The sequence below is a fragment of the Streptomyces sp. NBC_01012 genome, from assembly GCF_045162755.1.
Taxonomy (GTDB): domain Bacteria; phylum Actinomycetota; class Actinomycetes; order Streptomycetales; family Streptomycetaceae; genus Streptomyces.
Genome location: NZ_CP108688.1, coordinates 4,100,625 through 4,120,175, shown reverse-complemented (window position 1 = coordinate 4,120,175; position 19,551 = coordinate 4,100,625). Strand labels below are relative to the sequence as shown.

Annotated in this window: 17 protein-coding genes; 6 read left to right on the top strand and 11 right to left on the bottom strand. The window is 70.1% G+C overall.

From position 1 onward, the window contains the following. Window positions 1-20: 20 nt before the first annotated feature. Entirely contained in the window at window positions 21-926 is a 906-nt protein-coding gene (locus OG623_RS18625; RefSeq protein ID WP_406147830.1) for a CPBP family intramembrane glutamic endopeptidase, read from the top strand. Between the two features lie 118 nt (window positions 927-1,044). Here OG623_RS18625 and dacB read toward each other — a convergent pair whose 3' ends face one another. From dacB to OG623_RS18590, 7 genes are all read right to left on the bottom strand, one after another. After that, entirely contained in the window at window positions 1,045-2,328 is a 1,284-nt protein-coding gene (gene dacB, locus OG623_RS18620; protein ID WP_406151896.1) for a D-alanyl-D-alanine carboxypeptidase/D-alanyl-D-alanine-endopeptidase, read from the bottom strand. Between the two features lie 242 nt (window positions 2,329-2,570). Beyond that, complete coding sequence (locus OG623_RS18615) at window positions 2,571-3,899, bottom strand: MFS transporter (RefSeq protein ID WP_406147828.1); 1,329 nt, start codon at window positions 3,897-3,899, stop codon at window positions 2,571-2,573. 195 nt (window positions 3,900-4,094) lie between these two features. Then, entirely contained in the window at window positions 4,095-5,045 is a 951-nt protein-coding gene (locus tag OG623_RS18610; RefSeq protein WP_406147827.1) for a catechol 2,3-dioxygenase, read from the bottom strand. Then, complete coding sequence (locus OG623_RS18605) at window positions 5,026-6,213, bottom strand: PrpF domain-containing protein (RefSeq protein ID WP_406147825.1); 1,188 nt, start codon at window positions 6,211-6,213, stop codon at window positions 5,026-5,028. The genes OG623_RS18610 and OG623_RS18605 overlap by 20 nt, the downstream gene beginning before the upstream one ends. Next, the gene (locus tag OG623_RS18600; RefSeq protein ID WP_406147823.1) at window positions 6,210-6,980 is read right to left on the bottom strand and encodes a 4-carboxy-4-hydroxy-2-oxoadipate aldolase/oxaloacetate decarboxylase; all 771 of its coding nucleotides are present in this window, start codon (window positions 6,978-6,980) and stop codon (window positions 6,210-6,212) included. The genes OG623_RS18605 and OG623_RS18600 overlap by 4 nt, the downstream gene beginning before the upstream one ends. A gap of 120 nt (window positions 6,981-7,100) precedes the next feature. Continuing rightward, on the bottom strand, window positions 7,101-7,751 hold the full coding sequence (locus OG623_RS18595; protein WP_406147821.1) for a GntR family transcriptional regulator: 651 nt from the start codon (window positions 7,749-7,751) through the stop codon (window positions 7,101-7,103). A 252-nt stretch (window positions 7,752-8,003) separates the two neighbouring features. Then, the gene (locus OG623_RS18590) at window positions 8,004-8,564 is read right to left on the bottom strand and encodes an NAD(P)H-dependent oxidoreductase (RefSeq protein ID WP_362894992.1); all 561 of its coding nucleotides are present in this window, start codon (window positions 8,562-8,564) and stop codon (window positions 8,004-8,006) included. Between the two features lie 118 nt (window positions 8,565-8,682). On the opposite strand from OG623_RS18590, the gene OG623_RS18585 reads away from it, so the two are divergent. After that, entirely contained in the window at window positions 8,683-9,333 is a 651-nt protein-coding gene (locus OG623_RS18585; RefSeq protein WP_406147819.1) for a TetR/AcrR family transcriptional regulator, read from the top strand. Between the two features lie 9 nt (window positions 9,334-9,342). Here the strand turns inward: OG623_RS18585 and OG623_RS18580 are convergent, their stop codons facing one another. Then, entirely contained in the window at window positions 9,343-10,563 is a 1,221-nt protein-coding gene (locus OG623_RS18580) for a damage-control phosphatase ARMT1 family protein (RefSeq protein ID WP_406147818.1), read from the bottom strand. A gap of 173 nt (window positions 10,564-10,736) precedes the next feature. Between OG623_RS18580 and htpG the strand changes: the two genes are divergently transcribed. Next, window positions 10,737-12,650, top strand: a complete 1,914-nt coding sequence (gene htpG, locus OG623_RS18575) for a molecular chaperone HtpG (RefSeq protein WP_406147816.1) — start codon at window positions 10,737-10,739, stop codon at window positions 12,648-12,650. 371 nt (window positions 12,651-13,021) lie between these two features. Then, complete coding sequence (locus tag OG623_RS18570) at window positions 13,022-13,816, top strand: SGNH/GDSL hydrolase family protein (protein WP_406147814.1); 795 nt, start codon at window positions 13,022-13,024, stop codon at window positions 13,814-13,816. A 56-nt stretch (window positions 13,817-13,872) separates the two neighbouring features. Here OG623_RS18570 and OG623_RS18565 read toward each other — a convergent pair whose 3' ends face one another. Then, window positions 13,873-14,700: a class I SAM-dependent methyltransferase gene (locus OG623_RS18565; RefSeq protein WP_406147813.1), complete on the bottom strand. Its 828-nt coding sequence runs from the start codon at window positions 14,698-14,700 to the stop codon at window positions 13,873-13,875. 89 nt (window positions 14,701-14,789) lie between these two features. Between OG623_RS18565 and OG623_RS18560 the strand changes: the two genes are divergently transcribed. Together OG623_RS18560 and OG623_RS18555 are read left to right on the top strand one after the other, a co-directional pair. Next, the gene (locus tag OG623_RS18560; RefSeq protein WP_406147811.1) at window positions 14,790-16,619 is read left to right on the top strand and encodes a S9 family peptidase; all 1,830 of its coding nucleotides are present in this window, start codon (window positions 14,790-14,792) and stop codon (window positions 16,617-16,619) included. A gap of 62 nt (window positions 16,620-16,681) precedes the next feature. Next, window positions 16,682-17,470 carry an SURF1 family protein gene (locus OG623_RS18555; protein WP_406147809.1) on the top strand — a complete coding sequence of 263 codons (789 nt, stop codon included), beginning with the start codon at window positions 16,682-16,684 and terminating at the stop codon, window positions 17,468-17,470. 110 nt (window positions 17,471-17,580) lie between these two features. Here OG623_RS18555 and OG623_RS18550 read toward each other — a convergent pair whose 3' ends face one another. Further along, entirely contained in the window at window positions 17,581-18,573 is a 993-nt protein-coding gene (locus OG623_RS18550; protein WP_406147808.1) for a hypothetical protein, read from the bottom strand. Between the two features lie 155 nt (window positions 18,574-18,728). Then, window positions 18,729-19,304 carry a SigE family RNA polymerase sigma factor gene (locus OG623_RS18545; protein WP_406151894.1) on the bottom strand — a complete coding sequence of 192 codons (576 nt, stop codon included), beginning with the start codon at window positions 19,302-19,304 and terminating at the stop codon, window positions 18,729-18,731. Window positions 19,305-19,551: the final 247 nt, after the last annotated feature.

The following is a 19,551-nucleotide window of genomic DNA, read 5'->3' as shown; positions in this document are numbered from 1 at the left end:
TCCACGAAGGAATCTTTGGCATGAGCACTACAAACACACAGCCGACGCCCGGGACTCCTGCGGCTCCCGGCCGCTACCGCAAGGATCTGATCCTCTTCCTGGGCATCGCGTTCCTCGCGAGCTGGCTGGCCTGGGGCATCGCCATGTGGGCCGGCGGAAAGTCGACCGAGGCACCCGCCAATCTGCCCTACACGCTCGGCGCCTTCGGACCGCTGATAGCCGCCCTGGTCATCCGGATCCTCCGGCGGCGGCGCGGCGAGGCCGTTCCCACGCATGTGGTGAGGTTCCGGCGGCAGCACCTGCTCCGGGCGCCGGTGCTGATGGTGATCGGTTCCGCGACCGTCGTGGTGGCCGCGTTCATCGGGCATGCGGCGGGCGATCCCGCGCTCTCCCTGGACTCCATGCGGGACATGGCGGAGGAGATGGGCGGTCCCGCGGTGTTCCTGGTCAGCATGATCGCGTCCGGCCCGCTCTCCGAGGAGGCCGGCTGGCGCGGCACCGCCTACCCGAGGCTCCGCGCGACGATGGGCCCCTTCCGGGTCGGCCTGCTGCTGGGTGTCGTCTGGGCCGTGTGGCACCTGCCGTTGTTCTTCATCGACGGGACCCCGCAGCACGACCTGGGGCTCGCCACACCGAGCGGTGTCCTCTTCGCCGTCAACAACATCCCCATGGCCATGCTGGTCGCCTGCGCCTACGACCGCGCGGGCATCGTGGCGTCGATGGGCATGCACTTCGCGGTCAACCTGACGATGGTCTCGCTGGGCATCACCTCGCCCAGGACGCAGGCCATGATGATCGGAATCCAGACGATCGCCGTGGTAATCATCCTGGCCGCCGGCCGCAGGGCCGCCAGGGCCGAAGAGGCCTCCGCGCTGTCCGCCACACCCGCGGTGACGCCTCGGCCGGAGGATGCCGCCCGGACCTGACGGCAGGTCACGGATCGCGGCCGCGCGGGGGAAGCGGGAAGTGCCCTGTCGATCGCGTGGGCCGGGGGCTTCCGGCACCGCGGATCGCAGGGCACTTCCTCATGTCACGGCGGGTGGGTCAGGCCCAGCAGCCGTTCACCGTGGCGGCGAGGCCGTCCAGGGCGTCCTTGATCGCGCCACCGTCCGCGGTGGAATCGTTCTCGATGAAGGAGAAGACCTTCCAGCGGCCGTCCTTCCCCTGGGTGAGGCCGCTCAGAGCGATGGCCCCCGTCAGGGTGCCGGTCTTGCCCTTGACCTTGCCCACGGCGCACTCGGAGTTCTCGGTGTCGAACCGTCCCCACTCGGGGCCGAGGGTGCTGCCCGCCTCACCGGCGACCGGCAGTCCGTCCGTGATGGACTTCAGGAGGTCGCTGTGCCGCGAGTCGGTGGTCAGGTCGAGTATCTCGGCGACCGTCTGTGCCGTGATGCGGTTGGAGCGGGACAGCCCGCTGCCGTCGTGGATCTCGAAGTTGCTCACCGAGATCCCGTACCAGCCGGTGAGGACGTCACGCACGGCCGCGGTGCCGCCCTCGTAGGTGGCCTCACGGCCGGAGGCGAGTGCGGTCGCCCGCAGCAGCGTCTCGGCGATGTCGTTGTCGCTGGTCTTGAGCATCTGCTCGACGATCGTGGACAGTTCGGCGGACTGGTGCTCGGCCACCGGGAAGTCCGTCGAGCCGGCCTGGCCACGGGTCACGTCGCCCGTGACGTCGATGCCCTGCTCGGTGAGCTGCTCGGCGAAGACCTTGCCCGCGTCGACGGCGGTGTCCTGGACGAGCTTTCCGTCGACCACCAGGGAGCGCACCGGTGCGATCTGGTCGTCGTAGTAGCTGCTGTTCCAGCCCTCGGCGAGGGTCGGTTCGGCGAAGAGGCTGTCGTCGATCCGGACCTTCACCGTGTCCAGGCCCGCGTTCTTCAGACCCGCGGTCGCGCTCTTGGCGAGCTCGGTGAGATCGGCGGTCGTCAGGGTGCGGTCGCCCCCGCCGACCAGGGTGAGGGTGCCGTCCCCGTAGACCACCTTGGTGGTGAACTTGTGGTCCGGGCCCATCAGGGTCAGGGCCGCGGTGGCGGTGGCGAGCTTGGTGTTGGACGCGGGCATCAGTGCCGTCTTCGCGTCGTGGCCCCAGATCACCTCGTTCGACTCGGCATCCATCACCACACCGCTGAAGGTGCTGCCGATGTTCTTGTCCTGGGCTCGGGCGTTGAGGTTGTCCACGAGCTTCTGGTCGTTGGCGTCAAGCCTGTTGACGCTTTCCTGGCTCGCTGCCGGCTGGTCCGCCGCGAAGGCGGACTGACCTGCCATCACCGCACCTGCGACGGGGGTGAGGACGGCGGCGACGAGCGTCCGGCGGACGGCCCGGTTCATGGGCTTGGCCTTGCGGTGACGTCCTCCGTTGGCGGGGACGGGCGGGGCGTCAGAACTGGGTATCACAGCGTCTCCACGTCACGTACATGACGAGTAGGGGCAAGAGGTACGCAAATAAACCTAGTGGCAGCTACCCCTCTTCCACGTGGCCACACCAGTCGTCGCCTGTGCAGATTCGGTGACCGTCCACCGCAGGGACCGCGCAATCGATCGGCTGCCGGGTCGGCTTCGGCAGCGTCCTCTCAGCTCGCCGTGGGAAGCGGCCGGGTGTCCTTCGCGCCCCTCACGGACGTCAGACCCGTCAGCCCGATGAAGATCAGTGAGAAGACGCCCGCGGCGGCGAAGACGGTGAAGCCCGTGGTGGTCGAGCCGGTGGCGAGGAGCTGGCCGCCGAGCCAGGGACCGAAGACCGCGCCGAAGCGGCCCATGCCCGAGGTCCAGCCGACCGCGGTGGCCCGGTTGTCGTCGTCGGAGCGCGCGGCCACCGTGGCGTAGATCATCGCCTGGGCGCTGAAGAGGAACAGGCCGGTCAGGAACACCACGACGTAGGTGACGGGCAGCGGCATGTGGACGCTGAGCATGTAGACGCCGATGGCGGTGGCGCCGAACCAGATCGCGCCGATGCTCGCGCCGCCGAACCGGTCGGTGAGCCTGCCGCCTATGAGCATCCCGACGATGCCGCCGAGGTTGATGACGACGACGAAGCCGAGCGACGAGCCGAGGTCGTAACCGGCGGCGCGCATCATCGAGGGCAGCCACTGGGAGACGCCGTAGACCAGCAGGAGTCCGCCGAAGGACGCCAGCCAGAAGAAGAGCGTCTGCACCCACAGACCACCGCGGAAGAGAGCGGCGACCGCGCTCCAGCGCTCGGGGCCCGCCTGGCCCTTCCTCTTCCCCTCCTCGGGGGCGGGCGCTCGGACGCCGTACCGCTCGGCGAGCGCACCGGCCTCTTCGGTACGCCCCTTGGCCTGCAGGAACGTCAGTGACTCGGGGAGGTACTTGATGGCCAGCGGGACCCCTACGAAGAGCGGGATCACACAGATCCAGAAGGACACGCGCCAGTCGCCGGTCCACAGCGCCACGAAACCGGCCACGATGCCGCCGGCCTGATGGGCGGTCATCAGGGAGCCGACGATCAGGGCGCCGCGGCCACGCGGGGCGTACTCGCTGACCAGGGTGATGGCGCTCGGCAGGAGGCCGCCGAGGCCGAGACCCGCCAGGAAGCGGCCGAGGCTGAAGACTCCGAGGCTGCCGGCCATGGCGCAGACCGCCGATGCCAGCGAGAAGACGGCGGTGGAGACGACGATCGTCTTCTTGCGCCCCGCCCAGTCGCTGATGGTGCCGGACGACAGGGCGCCGAGCAGCATGCCGAAGGTGGCGTAGGAGCCGATGTCACCGGCCTTGCCCGGGTCGATACCGAGGGCCTTGGTCTCCAGCATGTGCGGCAGGACGGAGCCGTAGATGAACATGTCGAGGCCGTCGAAGAGGACGACCAGCCAGCACAGGCCGACGACCAGCAGGGCGAGCCGGCTGCTGCGGGCGCCGGCGGGGGCGGGGGTCGGGGAGGACATCGGGGATTCCTCTCGTCCGGGACAGCACTGTCCCTGAAGGGGCTCGGCGGGGCGGGTCGGTGCGGCTCGATGACGGCCCGACCCGGAGGTGCCGATGACGTTAAGGACCACCGCCTGAGGCGTCAACGCTTTTGTCAACAATCTCAGGAACAATCTGTCCCCACTGTCCTCCCCTCCCCCTCACCGCCCGTCGGGTCAGTCCAGCGGCGGGGTGCCGTGCGTATGGAACGACTCGATCGTCTGCAGGCCCCACGCCTGCCCCTTGGCGCGCTCGGCCTCGGTCCAGGTGATCAGCGGCCAGTCGGGGGCGAGCACGAGGCGGGTGAGCGGGTTGCAGAGCTCGACGCGGTTGCCGCCCGGCTCGTAGACGTACAGGAAGAACGTCTGCTGGATGGCGTGCTTGTGCGGGCCCGTCTCGATGAACACGCCGCTGTCGATGGCGAGATCGGCCGCGCGCAGGATCTCCTCACGGGTGTCGGTGGCGAACGCGATGTGGTGCAGGCGCCCGGTGGAGCCGGTCCGGTCCGAGGTGTAGACGACGTCGTACGACTTGTTGTTGAACGTCAGCCACTTGGCACCGATCAGCCCGGTGTCCAGCCGTATCTGCTCGGTCGGCCGTGCTCCGAGGACCTGTTGGTGGAAGTCGGCGTTGGCGGCGACATCGGCCGCGAGGAAGTTGATGTGGTCCAGGCGGCGCACCCCCACGCCTCGGTTGGGCTTGGCCTGCGGCTGGTTCTTCAGCGCCGGCCTGAGCTCCGGGGGCGCCTGGTAGTGCTCGCTCTCCCAGTACAGGGCGATCTCATGGCCGTCCGGGTCGGTGGTGAGGTAGAGCTTGCCGATGCCGGGCTCGTCCTCGGCCCAGCGGCCCGCGTGGCCGGTGGCTTCGAGCTCGGCGACCCTGCGCCCGAGGGCCTCCTCGCTGGATGTACGCAGGGCGGTACGGCGCAGACCGGGTTTCTCCGCGGCGGTGAGCACCAGGCTGTGGTGCTCGTAGTCGTCGAAGGTGCGCAGGTAGACCGAGTCACCGTCCTGGCCGTTGACCGTCAGGCCCAGGTAGTCGGTGAAGAAACGGAGGCTGGCATCCAGATCCGGGGTGAGCAGTTCGGCGTGGCCGACATGGGCGATGTCACCGAGAGGGGGAGTCATCTGCGGCTCCTTGCGAGGAGAGTTCGGACGGGGGAGCTGTCTGCGCGGACCGGGGGAAGACGGTTCCGTCGAAGATCTTTCGTGCCGTGCGCACCACGGCGGTGCGGGTGACCGTGGGCGTGCCGTCCGCCCCGGTCCCGACCCCCGTCTCGATGTCGAGGAACCCGGTGGGGTGCTCGATGCGCAGCCGGTCGGTGTCCGGGGCCGGCCGTGCGATGCCCTCGGCGACGCCGCCGGGCAGGCGCAGCCCGGCGGCGACACCGGCGGCCCCGAGTACGCCGATGGAGGTGTGGCAGCGGTGCGGGATGAAGGTACGGGTCGTCACCGCGCCGTCGTGGGCGGGCGGGGCGAGCAGGCTGAGCTTGGGCACCGTCGTGTCACGGACGTCGCCGAGGCCCATGAGGGTGCCGGCCGCGAGACGGATCCGCTCGACACGGTCCCGCAGCGCGGCGTTGTCCTCCAGCTCCTGCGGCGTCTCGTAGCCCGTGACGTCCAGTGCGTCGGCCGGGATGAGCACGGTCGGCATGCCGTTGTCGACGCACGTCACCGGTGTGCCGTCGATGACGTCACGGACCCGTCCGGTGGGCAGCAGCGGGCCGCCGCCCCGGGCGAATTCGATCACCACGGGCGCGGCCGTGCCCGGCACCCCCGAGATCCGCGCCGCCCCGGTGTAGTCGACACGCCCGCCGGGGGTGGGGAAGGTCGCCGTGGCGAGATCACCGGTGTTGACCATCCGGATCCGCACGGACGTACGCTCGTCCCCCGCTGCCACCAGGCCGCGTTCCACGGCGAAGGGGCCCACCCCGGCGAGCAGATTGCCGCAGTTCTGGCGGTTGGACACCTCTGCGGTGTCGACGGCGACCTGGAGGAAGAGGTAGTCCACGTCGGCGCCGGACGCGTCGGGACCGTCGGAGGAGGTCTCCGGGCCGTCGGAGGCGTCCGGGCCGTCGGATCCGTTCGGTACGGAGATGACCGCGACCTTGCTCGTGAGCGGGTGCGCCCCGCCCAGACCGTCGATCTGGGCCGGGTCGGGGCTGCCCATGATCCGCAGCAGCAGATCGTCACGGGCGGCCGGATCCCGGGGGAGGTCGTCCGCAAGGAAGTAGGCGCCCTTGGACGTCCCGCCGCGCATCAGGAGGCAGCGGACCTCCGTCGGTCCGGCGGTCACGCCTCGTCCTTCCCCGCATGACCGTCGCGTTCCCCGTGCGCCTCGCTCTCCTCGCGCCTTTCGTGCTCCTCGTGCTTCTCGTGCTCCTCGTAAGTGGCGTACCGCACGCCCAGCGCTTCGAGCTTCTCGCGCAGTCCGTAGCGGTCAAGACCGAGCTGGCCCTCCAGGAAGGCGGCGCGCGCCTCGGCCTCCTTGGCCTCCCGCGCCTCGGACGCCTCCGCGGTCCTGCGGACGCGCTCGCGGGGCACCACCACGACACCGTCGTCGTCGGCGACGACGACGTCGCCGGGGCGGATCACCTGGCCCCCGATGGCCACCGGGACATTGACGGAACCGCCGGTCGCCTTCACCGTCCCCTGGGCGGACACGGCCTTCGCCCAGACGGCGAAGCCCATGTCCCGCAGCTCCTGGGTGTCCCGGACGCCCGCGTTGATCACGAGGCCGCGCACCCCACGCCTGCGCAGCGCCGTGGCGAACAGCTCGCCGAACATGCCGTCGGTCGAGGGGGAGGTGGTGGTGACGACGAGGACATCACCCTCGCCGCACTGCTCCACCGCCGCATGGATCATGAGGTTGTCGCCGGGCCAGCTGAGCACGGTGACCGCACTGCCCGCGATCCGTACGCCCTGCTGGACGGGGCGCAGTTCCGGGCCGATCAGGCCGGTGCGGCCCATCGCCTCGCTCACGGTGGCGACGCCGTACGCCGCGAGCGCCTCGATGTCCCGCGCGTCCGCCCTGGGCGGTCCCGTGACGATGACGCCGCTCATGCCGGCCGCTCCGCGATCCGCGCCGTCTCGGTTGTCATGGCTGAACTCTCCTTGCTGGACAGGGTGTTGACCCACCAGCCGGCGCGCCATGCGCGCAGTGCGTCGATCAGGCGCCGCGCGTCACCCGCGCAGTGCCTCGATCACGCTCGCCAGGTGGGAGCGGACGGCCGCCTCGGCCGCCTGCGGATCCCTGGCCCTGATCGCCTCGATCATGGCCAGATGTTCACTCAGGGACTGCTGCGGGCGTCCGGGCCTCAGGGCGAGCTGGAACCTGTGGCGCACCAGCTGACCGTTCAGCCGCTCCAGGAGCGACACGGCCGTCTGCTGGCCCGAGAACTCCCTCACCATGGCGTGGAGTTCATGGTTCAGATCGGAGTAGAGCATGGGCTCGCCACCCGCGACGGCCTTGCTCATGGCCTCACCGATGTCCGTGAGCCGGTCCAGCTGCTCGTCGTCGACGGCGACGGCGGCCTTGGCCGCGCAGAGCCCTTCCAGGGCCATGCGGCACTCGGTGATGGCGACGGCTTCGTCGACGCTCACCACACGCACCCGTGATCCGCGGTTACGGATCCGCTCGACCAGCCCCTCCGACTCCAGTTCGATCAGCGCCGCTCTGACGCTGGCCCGTGTCACACCGAACTGCTCCGCGAGTTCGTTCTCCACCAGCCGCTGGGCCGGTGCCATCTCGCCGCGCAGAATCGCCTGCCGCAGCTGGGTCAGCGCCAGCTGCCTGGCCTGCTCCCCACTGGTCGGACCGGCTTGCTTCGGCATCGTTGCCCCCCTGAGTGAGTGCCTGTCGAACCTAAATCTAGGCCAACAGGATTGTCAACGATTCTGTTCGCCATATTGCCGGGACTGCGGCCGCGACAGCGGGCGCAGCCCCGGGACCCCGGGCGCGCGAACGCACATGGGCCCGGCCCCCTCCCGCGAGAGAAGGGGCCGGGCCCATGACATGGCGCGCCGTACGGAACGAAGACGGCGGTGCGGCATCCTCGGCGCACCGCTGTCAGCGGTGGATCGACGTCAGGCGGCGACAGCCGTCGTGCCCTCGACGACCTGGCGGAGCACCTCGGTCAGCGAGGTGACGGTCTCGGCGTCGTCCGCCGGGTGGAGCTCGGCGAAGCGGGTCACGGAGCCGGGGATGGAGAGCTTGGCCTCCGCCAGCACCGCTCCGCCCGCGAGACCCGCGGCCTTACGGGCCTCGTCCTGGGCCCACACGCCGCCGAACTGGCCGAAGGCGGTGCCGACCACGGCGACCGGCTTGCCGGTCAGGGCGCCGGCGCCGTACGGACGGGACAGCCAGTCGATGGCGTTCTTGAGGACGGCCGGCATCGTGCCGTTGTACTCGGGCGAGAACAGCAGGAACGCGTCGGCGCGGCCGGCCGCCTCGCGCAGCTGGGCCGCGGCGGCCGGAACGCCGCCCTCGACGTCGATGTCCTCGTTGTAGAAGGGGACATCCACGAGGCCCTCGTACAGCTCGACCTCGGCACCCTCGGGCGCGTGCTTGACCGCGGCCTCGGCGAGCTGACGGTTGTGGGAGCCGGCGCGGAGGCTGCCGACAAGGGCGAGGATGCGTACAGACATGGGGGTAGCTCCCGGGAGACTGAGACTGCAGAAGTAAGCGGACCGTGGTCCGTTTAAAGTTGTACCACCTAAACGGACCACGGTCCACTTATCACCCTTCCAGGGCTACCCTGAAGCCATGACTCTCCCCCTCCCCCCGCCGCCCGGGCAGCCCGACCCCGGTGAGGCCCGGACGAATCTCACGCTCGCCGCCGCCGACGGTCCTGAGCTGCGGGCGGACGCGGCGCGTAACCGTGCGCTCCTGATGGACGCCGCCTCACGCCTCCTGGCCCGCTGCGGTGCGGCCGACCTGACCATGGAATCGGTCGCGGCAGCCGCCGGGGTCGGCAAGGGCACGGTCTTCCGGCGCTTCAAGGACCGTACCGGCCTGTTGATCGCCCTCCTCGACCACCGCGAGGCCCTGCTTCAGGCCGCCTTTCTCTCCGGGCCGCCCCCCATGGGCCCGGACGCCTCCGCCGCGGAGCGGCTGCACGCCTTCGGCCCTGCCCTGATGCGCCACGAGCGCGATCACCATGAGCTGATCCTGGCCTCCCGGGCCGATCCGCTGCGCACCTTCGAGGTCCCGGCCCAACGGCTGCGGCACAGCCATGTCACCCTGCTGCTCCGCCAGGCCCGCGCGACCGGAGACCCGGAGCTGCTCGCGTACACGCTGCTCGGCTCGATCGACGCGCCCCTCGTCCACCATCTGACGTGCGAACGCGGCATGTCCGCCGATCAGCTGGAGCAGGGCTGGCACGACCTTCTCCACCGGTACGGGGTGGAGCGCTGAGGGCACTCCTCAGCGCTCGGTGCCGGTCGGCGGCCGCACCTGGATCAGGGCGTGCGTACCGCTCGTACGCCACGCCCGGCCGGAGCCTTCAAGACCGTCCAGGGTCCGCTCGTCCAGGCCCACGACGACGTCCGACTTCAGCGTACGCAGCGCGGCGACGGCCCCGGGGAAGTACGCCGTCAGCCCGGCGAACGGCGTGGTCGCAGGCCACCGCCGGTCGCCCACCAGGCGGCGGTAGTTGAGGTCGCCCTTCAGGATCGTCAGCGTGGCCGCGCCGAGCTCCGCCCGCAGATCATCGGGCATCCGCTCGTACGGGAAGGGGGCGCAGAAGAACGCATGGGCCCGTACGTCGAGCCGGCCGGTGCCCATCGCGTCCCAGACCCGCCCGCCGATCGAACCCGCTTCGCCCGGGGCCTCGCGCATCCGGCGCAGGCAGTCGACGACATCGGCCGTCATGGCGTCGGAGACGTAGTACGGGCCGGGCTTCACATGGAGCACCACCCGGTCCGCGTGGCCGTACCTGAGCAGATGATCGATGAGGACGAGGTCGGGGATCAGCTCGCGCCCGGTGTTGTCCGCGATGACGGCGACGGTGGCCCCGGACCCGGCGGGCAGGAGTGACCACAGCATCGCGCTGTCGTCGGCCACCAGACCGGGATCGGCCTCACCCGGGGTGGATTCGCCCGCAGGGCCGCGGAAGCCGAGATCGGCGCGGTTGCCCCAGAGCGATGCCTGGAGCAGAGCTGTCGCCCGGTCGGCGGCGGGGACATCGGCGAGGTCGTCCAGCGCGCGGAGTTCCTCGTCGACCGTGCCGCCCCGCAGTTCCGCGCGCTTGAAGGGGGCGAAGGGGTCGACGCCCTGCCACGGGCCCTCGTCGAAGTAGCCGACGGCTCCCAGCAGCCGACGGTAGAAATAGCTCTCGGACCAGAGGAACGGGGCGTCGAACCACGGGCGCCCGAAGTGCTCCCGCCCCCGCGCCAGCCAGAGCTCACGGTCCGGGCTCCCGGGGGCGAGCGGTTCGACGACGCCCCGGGCGATCTCCTGCCGCAGGGCGTCCAGCGCGCGATGCTGCGGGGGCCCGTACGGAAAGGCCTCGCGCACCTCCTCGATCAGCGCCGGATGGCGCTCGGCCATGACACCCCGGGCGAAGCTGCCGGGCTCACAGCAGGTGATGACCGGGGGGAGGCCGGGGTCCCGTACGGCCGCGGAAGTCTCTCGCGTATCGCCCATGCGTCCAGTCTGCCCGGCGGGGAAGCCGCTCGCCTCACGCGGGTTCAGGTGTCCTGGCCCGTGTGCGCACCCCGCTGTCAACGGCCGTGGCCGAACCGGCACATGGGCGGCCCGGCGCCTGGTTACGATATGGAGCGCCTCATGACTTACCCCAGGAAAGGGAACCCGCACCCATGCCGGCCGAGACATTCGAGTTTCAGGTAGAAGCTCGCCAGCTCCTGCAGATGATGATCCATTCGATTTACTCGAACAAGGATGTATTTCTGCGTGAGATCATTTCCAACTCTTCGGACGCGCTGGACAAGCTTCGGCTGGAAACTCTCCGCGACGACACGCTCCAGGCCGACTCGTCCGACCTCCATATCGCCATCGAGGCCGACCAGGAGAAGCGCACCCTGACCGTGCGCGACAACGGCATCGGAATGTCGCACGACGAGGTCGTGCAGCTGATCGGGACGATCGCGAATTCCGGTACGGCGAAATTCCTCCAGGAACTGAAGGAAGCCAAGGACGCCGCCGCTTCCGAGGAGCTCATCGGGCAGTTCGGCGTCGGGTTCTACTCGACCTTCATGGTCGCCGACGAGGTCACCCTGCTGACCCGGCGCGCGGGCGAGGACACGGGCACGCGCTGGCAGTCCAGCGGCGAGGGCACCTACACCGTCGAGTCCGTCGACGACGCGCCGCAGGGCACATCGGTCACGCTGCGGCTCAAGCCCGAGGACACCGAGGACAAGCTCTTCGACTACACGTCACCCTGGAAGATCAGGGAAATCGTCAAGCGGTACTCGGACTTCATCACCTGGCCCATCCGCATGGCGACGGTCGGGGGCGAGGAGGGCGCCGAGCCCGGGACCGAGACGGTCAACTCGATGAAGGCCCTGTGGGCCAGGCCCAAGGACTCCGTGACCGATGAGGAGTACAGCGAGCTGTACAAGCACATCAGTCACGACTGGACCGACCCGCTCGAAACCATCCGCATGCAGGCGGAGGGCACCTTCGAATACCAGGCGCTGCTCTTCCTTCCTTCCCACGCGCCGCAGGACCTGTTCATGCAGGACCACAAGCGCGGGGTCCAGCTCTATGTGAAGCGCGTATTCATCATGGATGACTGCGAAGCGCTCATGCCGACGTATCTGCGCTTCGTGAAGGGCGTGGTCGACGCCCAGGACCTCTCGCTCAACGTGTCGCGCGAAATCCTTCAGCAGGACCGCCAGATCGAGATGATGCGGCGCCGTCTGGTCAAGAAGGTGCTCTCGACGGTGAAGGACATGAGGTCCGCCGCCCCCGAGAAGTACGGGACGCTCTGGAAGGAATTCGGCCGGGTACTCAAGGAGGGGTTGCTCCAGGACTTCGAGAACCGCGACGCGATCCTGGAGATCTCCTCCTTCGCCTCGACCCAGGACGAGGCGGAGCTCACCACTCTGCGCGCGTACGTGGAGCGGATGAAGGAGGGCCAGGAGCAGATCTACTACATGACGGGCGAGTCGCGCGCCGCCATGGAGAGCTCGCCGCACATGGAGGCCTTCCGCGCCAAGGGCTTCGAGGTACTGCTGCTGACCGACCCGGTCGACGAGGTCTGGGTCCAGTCCGTTCCCGAGTTCGACGGCAAGCAGCTCCAGTCCATCTCCAAGGGCGAGGTCGACCTGGACACCGAGGAGGAGAAGAAGGAGGTCGAGGCCGAGCGTGAGAAGCGTCAGCAGGAGTACGCCGGTCTGCTGACCTGGATGACGGAGCAGCTCGGCGACACGGTGAAGGAGGTACGCCTTTCCTCCCGGCTCACCGTCTCACCGGCCTGCATCGTCTCGGACACGCACGATGTGACCCCGGCGCTGGAGAACATGTACCGCGCGATGGGCCAGGAGGTGCCGCAGATCAAGCGCATCCTCGAACTCAACCCGTCGCACGCGCTGATCAGCGGTCTGCAGAAGGCGTACTCCGCGCAGAGCGACGAGGAGGGCACCCGCACCGAGCTGGCCGAGACGGCCGAGCTGGTCCACGGTCTCGCGCTTCTCTCGGACGGTGGCGAGCTGAGTGATCCCTCGCGCTTCAGCAGGCTGATGGCGGACCGCCTGGAGCGCACGCTCTAGCTTCGCCCCCTTCCTCGATTCCCCCGATCCACTGCGGCCGCCAGGACTCCTGGCGGCCGCAGTCGTGTGCGGGGCGGGGGTGGTTGTGAAGGCGGGGCGACGGCGGGCGGCGGCTGCCGTTCGAAGGGAAGGCGCTCCTGCCGAAGGTGACTCGGAGGAGTCGCCGAGGTGTCGGAGAGATCCATAACTTCACCGTTTCGAGGGCCCGTTGAAGGTTTATCTACGCGCGGAGCGTCGGCGACCGAACGATCCTTCGGGCATATCAGACGACTTTTCCCGTAGCCATTACCGCTGAGTACCGGAAGCTGCTACAAACGTGCTCGCCCCACGAACTCCCCACTTGTCCCCCACATTTCGAAGGGCTGGCAGCTATGTCAGTACGAACCTTCCGGGCGTCCGTCACGGCCCTCGCGCTCGCCGCGGTGGCCGCACTCGGCCTCGCGTCGCCGGCCTCGGCCGCCGGCGAGAACTACGTCGCTCTCGGTGACTCCTACTCCTCCGGAGTCGGCGCAGGGAGCTACACATCGGAGAGCGGTGACTGCATGCGCAGCACCAACGCCTACCCGTACCTCTGGCAGAACGCGAACTCCCCCTCGTCGTTCGCGTTCGTCGCCTGTTCGGGTGCGACGACGTCCTCGGTGTCCAGCGGTCAGCTGAGCGCCCTGAGCGCGTCGACCACGCTCGTCAGCGTCACGGCCGGCGGCAACGACGTCGGGTTCGCCGATGTCATGCAGACCTGTGTCCTGCAGAGCGAGGCCAACTGTGTGGCGCGGGTGAACACGGCGGTCTCCCAGATGCAGGGCTCACTGCCCGGCCAGCTCGACTCCCTGTACGCGGGCATCAGTTCGCGGGCGCCGCAGGCCCATGTGGTGGTCCTGGGCTACCCGCGCTTCTACCAGCTGTCCGGCAGCTGCATCGCCGGTCTCACGGAGACCGAGCGCGGAGCCATCAACGACGCGTCGGACGTCCTGAACGGCGTGCTCGCCAAGCGGGCGGCCGACGCCGGATTCACGTTCTCGAGCGTGGTGGACGAGTTCACCGGGCACGAGCTCTGCTCGGGTGACGCGTGGATCCACAGCGTGTCCATCCCGGTCACCAACTCGTACCACCCCAAGGCCATCGGTCAGTCGAACGGCTACCTGCCGGCCTTCGACTCCGCGCGGTAACGCGCGTAGACCGGACCCGTCGGCCCTGTTCACGGGGCGGGCGGGTCCGCCGTCGTTCAGCGCTTCGACGCCTTGACCGAGTACATCATCGGGATGCGCGGGCGGTCGGACGGGAAGCGGTAGTAGCCGTCCGGGTGCCGCACCAGCACCGGGTAGCGGGCGAAGAGCGAGGCATCGTGCTCGTGCAGGAACTCGATCCGCAGCCCGGCCGCGGCCAGTGCCGACACGACCTCGCCCAGCGGATGCTGCCACTCGACGCTGCGGTTGTGGACGGTCACGGCGTCGAAGTCGGCGTAGGTGCCCGGGGTCTCGTCCACCCAGGCCTCGCGGCTGAAGTAGTCGTACGCGACCTTCGAGCCGGTGTCGTCGTCCAGGCAGTCGGTCAGGGGATGGAACTCCGCCAGATACAGGAAGCCGCCCGGCGCGACCAGCGAGGCGGCGATCTCCGCCCAGCGGTGCACATCGGGCAGCCAGTTCAGCGCGCCGACCCCGGTGTAGACGATGTCGTACGCGGAGTCCGGCACCGCCTGGGCGGCGTCGTACACGTCGGAGGCGACGAAGGCCGCCCGCTCCGGAGGCATGCCCAGTGAACGGGCCAGACCACGGGCGGTCTCGACCGCGGGCTCGGAGAAGTCCAGGCCCACGACCTGGGCGGCACCGTGGCGCGCCCAGGAGAGGGTGTCCAGGCCGATGTGGCACTGCAGATGCAGCAGGGTCCGGCCGGTCACGTCACCGACCTCGGCGCGCTCGAAGGCGCGCAGCGCGTCCTTGCCCGCCAGGAAGGCGTCCAGGTCGTAGTAGTCGCCGGCCGCGTGGATGGCCACGCGTTCGTCCCAGCGCGCGCGGTTGACCGCCTGCCAGTCGTCGGGCGTCGGTGCGTACATGCCGTGAAAGTTACCCACAGGCTGGGGGTGCGGGCGAACAGTTATCCACAGGCCGCCCGGCATCGTGGCCCATCGGGTTGGATGGGGGCATGAGCGAGACACAGAACGACCCGTCCGTACCGGAGCGGAAGCAGGAGCCGCCGCAGTGGGAGCAGCGGTTCCGCGCCGCGCGGGTGTCCCTGCCCGACTGGGCCGAGGACGCTCCCGATCGCGCGCTCTTCGTCTCCAACGCCACCGGCACCTACGAGCTGTACGCATGGGACCGGGTGACCGGGAAGCAGCGCCAGGTCACGGACCGGCCCAACGGGACGACCGACGGTGTGCTGACACCGGACGGGCTGGCCGTGTGGTGGTTCGCCGACACCGACGGCGACGAGTTCGGCGTGTGGATGCGGCAGCCGTTCGACGGCGGCGCCGATGAGCCGGCCATGCCGGGTCTCGAAGCCTCCTACCCGGCCGGGCTCGCGATCGGCCGTGACGGCACGGCGGTGGCCGGCCGCTCGACGGACGAGGACGGCACCACGGTCCACCTGGTGCGCGCCGGGGCGGAGCCGGTGGAGATCTACCGGCACCGGGAGTCGGCCGGGGTCGGTGACCTCTCCCATGACGGGACGCTGATCGCCCTGGAGCACACGGAGCACGGCGACGCGATGCACTCCGCGCTGCGGGTGGTGCGCCCCGACGGTTCGACGGTCGCCGAGCTGGACGACACCGAGGGCGGCACGAAGGAGCTCGGCCTGTCGGTGCTGGGCTTCGCACCGGTGGCGGGTGACACCCGGCTGCTGATCGGACACCAGCGGCGCGGCCGGTGGGAGCCGCTGATCTGGGACCCGGTGGCGGGCACCCAGACGGACCTGCCGGTCGATCTCCCGGGTGACGTGAGCGCCGAGTGGTATCCGGACGGATCGGCGCTGCTGATCGAGCACAGCTTCGAGGCCCGCAGCGAGCTCTGGCGGTACGAGCCGGGAGCCGCGGGGCCCGTCAGGGTCGAGACCCCGCCGGGGACGGTGTCGGGCGCCACGGCCCGCCCGGACGGCACGGTGGAGTATCTGTGGTCGTCGGCCGCGCAGCCGCCCGCCGTGCGGTCCACGAAGGGCACCGTCGTCCTCGACCCGCCGGGTGCGAAGGCTCCGGCCTCGGTGCCGGTGCGGGACGCCTGGGTCGAAGGCCCCGGTGGCCGTATCCACGCCCTGGTGCAGACGCCGGCCACCGGTGAAGGGCCGTTCCCCACGGTCTTCGAGATCCACGGCGGGCCCACCTGGCACGACAGTGACGCCTTCGCGTCGGGCCCGGCCGCCTGGGTGGACCACGGCTTCGCCGTCGTCCGGGTCAACTACCGCGGCTCGACGGGATACGGCCGCGCCTGGACGGACGCGCTGAAGCACCGGGTCGGGCTGATCGAGCTGGAGGATGTCGCGGCCGTCCGGGACTGGGCGGTGAAGTCGGGGCTCGCCGACCCGGAGCGGCTGGTGCTGGCCGGCGGCTCCTGGGGCGGCTATCTGACTCTGCTCGGCCTCGGTACGCAGCCGGAGGCCTGGGCCCTGGGTCTGGCCGCGGTCCCGGTCGCCGACTACGTCACCGCCTATCACGACGAGATGGAAGCGCTGAAGGCGATGGACCGCACCCTGCTGGGCGGGACCCCGGAGGAGGTGCCCGAGCGCTTCGAGGCCTCGTCCCCGCTGACCTATGTGGACGCCGTGCGCGCCCCGGTCTACATCTCGGCCGGGGTCAACGATCCGCGCTGCCCGATCCGTCAGGTGGAGAACTACGTGGACCGGCTCGCGGCCCGTGACGCGGTCCACGAGGTGTACCGCTACGACGCGGGGCACGGCTCGCTGGTCGTGGAGGAGCGGATCAAGCAGGTGCGGCTGGAGCTGGACTTCGCCCTGCGCCACCTCGGGCGGGGGCCGGCGTCATAAGGACCGGATAAATGGCGCACCCCGCTCCGGGTGCCCGGGGCGGGGAACCGTACCGTGGAGGGGTGTACCGGTTCCTGCTGACCCCACGATGGTGGGGGATCAACCTCTTCGTCGTGCTGGCCATCCCCTTCTGCGTGTTCATGGGCACCTGGCAGCTCGGCCGTTTCGAGGACCGTCTGCAGACACACGAGCAGGCCGAAAAACGCCCCGCTCCGGGCACCCGTTCCCCCGCGCCGCTCGACGAGCTGCTCCCCGTCAGCACGAAGACGTCCGGCCGCCCGGCGGTGACGAAGGGGACGTACGCCGATCAGTTCCTGGTCCCCGGCCGCAAGCTGGACGACCGTGACGGCTTCTACGTGCTGGATCTGCTGCGTACCGACAGCGGCAAGGCACTGCCCGTCGTGCGGGGTTGGCTGGCGGGCAGTCCGGGCAGCGCCGACGTCCCGGCGGCGCCGGCCGGCGAGGTCACCGTCACCGGCGATCTGCAGGCGTCCGAGAACAGCGGCACCACCGGCGTCGACCTCAGCGGCGGGCTCCCCGACGGCCAGCTCGGCATGATCAGCGCGGCGTCCCTCGTGAATCTCGTCCCGTACGACGTCTACGACGCCTGGGTGACCCTGCCCGGGCCCGAGGCGGGCGGCCCCGGCTCGGGCACCGGTGGTCTGAAGCCCGTGCCCGCTGCGGCGGCGCAGGGCAGCGGGCTCGATCTGAAGGCCTTCCAGAACCTCGGCTACACCTGCGAGTGGTTCGTCTTCGGCGGCTTCGTGCTCTTCATGTGGTTCCGGCTGATGCGCCGCGAGGCGGAGGTCGAACGCGACCTCAGGCTGGGGCTCGCGGCCGACGCCGACTGACGGGGCCGGGTTCCGACGTCATCGGCCGACGGGGGCCGGGTCCCACCATCGGCCGACAAGGCCGACATGGCCGGCCCGGGCCGGCCCGGGCCGGCCCGTCGTGTCCCGGGCTACGAGGCGTCCAGCAGTCCTGTGCGGTAGATCGTGCCCGCGCACGCGTTGCTGATCTTGGCCTCGGCGGTCGGCGCACCCGTCTCCGGAGTGTGGGTGACCGCGATGCTGCCGTCCTCGGGGCCCTCGCCTGCGCCCAACTGCGCCGCCGTATCGGAAGCCGTCCCCTCGCCCCCGGTGGCGCCCTCGCCGCCGCCTCCGCCGCCCGTGGGCGTCGGGTCGGGTGCGTCGCCGTTGGTCGGGCAGGTGTCCGACGGCACCCACGCGAAGCGCACCTCGTACGCCATCGCCGGCTTCAGGAACACCGACTCCGGCTCCTGGGATGGATCGGGCAGCCCGGGCGCCGGGTCGCCCGCCGCGTGCCGCACCACGGTGATCTTCAGCGGGTCGGCGGCGCCCGCGGCCTCGAAGCCGACCGTGCCCTTGCTGGTCACCGAGCAGGCGTCGTCGGACACGTTGGCGATCCTGAAGGTCCCGTACACCGTGCCGTTCGAGCGGGCCGCGCCCGCGTCGGCGGAGGCCACACCGAGCTGGTCGGGGTCGCAGACGTTCAACGAGGCCACATTGGGCCCCGCGGAGTCGTCCGTACCGTCGTCCCCGCCGGTCCCGGCATCCGGGTCCGACCCCGACGACGGTGTCGCCGAGCTGCCGGTGTCACCCGACGCCCCCTCGGTCCGGTGGTTCTCGGGGTCCGTCGTCCTGCCTTCGGCCTCGTCGGCGCCCGTGTCCTCGCCGCTTCCGCCCTGAGCCTGCTCGCTATGGCCGGCGATGGCGGGGCCGGCGGTGGGAGAGCCGTCCGAATGCGTGACATGGACGAAGGCGGGAACCGCCGTACCGATCAGCAGCACCGCGGCCGCGGCGCCCACGACACCCTGCCGCCGCCTGGCCCGCCTGGCCGGCACCGCGCGGTGCAGACGCTCCAGAGTGCCGTCGGAGGGCTCCAGGCCCTGGACGGCGCCTTGCAGCATGCGGCGCAGCGCGAGCTCGTCCACGCCGGTCTCAGGAGTGACAGGGGGGTCGGGGGGCTCAGGGGTGTCAGTGGTCTCAGGGGTGTCAGTGGTCTCAGGGGTGTTCGGCGTGTCCTCCGGCCCGTGGTTCACAATTCCGTTTCCAGTCCGGTCCTCGTCGTGCCTGTGCTCGGGCCCACTCATGCCTGCGCCTCCATCACGACGCGCAGTGCCGCAATGCCCCTGGAGCCGTACGCCTTCACCGAACCGAGCGATATCCCCAGCGTCTCCGCGACCTGGGCCTCCGTCATGTCCGAGAAGTAGCGCAGCACCAGCACCTCGCGCTGGCGGCGCTGCAACCCCTTCATCGCCTTGATCAGCGCGTCCCGCTCCAGCAGGTCGTACGCCCCCTCCTCCGCGCTCGCCATGTCGGGCATCGGCTTGGAGAGAAGCTTCAGCCCGAGGATGCGCCGACGCAGCGCGGAGCGGGAGAGGTTGACGACGGTCTGCCGGAGGTAGGCCAGGGTCTTCTCCGGGTCCCGGACGCGGTTCCGCGCCGAGTGCACCCGGATGAACGCCTCCTGCACCACATCCTCGCAGGACGCGGTGTCATCCAGCAGGAGCGCCGCGAGGCCCAGCAGTGAGCGGTAGTGGGCGCGATAGGTCTCGGTGAGATGGTCGACCGTCGTTCCCGCCGCCACCGTCTCCTCAGCGCCCTCGCGCTGCGACGGCAGCCGGGTGGATCGCGCAGCGGGGATGGGCGCGATCACCGGCATACCGCCGGCCGCGCGGGGCCGCAGGAACGGGCCCACCACTGTGATATCGAGAACCTCTGCCACGCCAGTTGGACACGCTGCCCCCCGTCAGGGTTGTACGCGTACGGCACCACGTTCGATGCTGTGCGACACGCCCTCATTCGTACCTGCTCTTCCCCAAATGCCCCGATAACGCATCCCGCCATGCAAGAAGTTGCCGACATAGACGCGTCGCATCCGCCCAGCGGTTGCGGAGAGCCAGGAGATC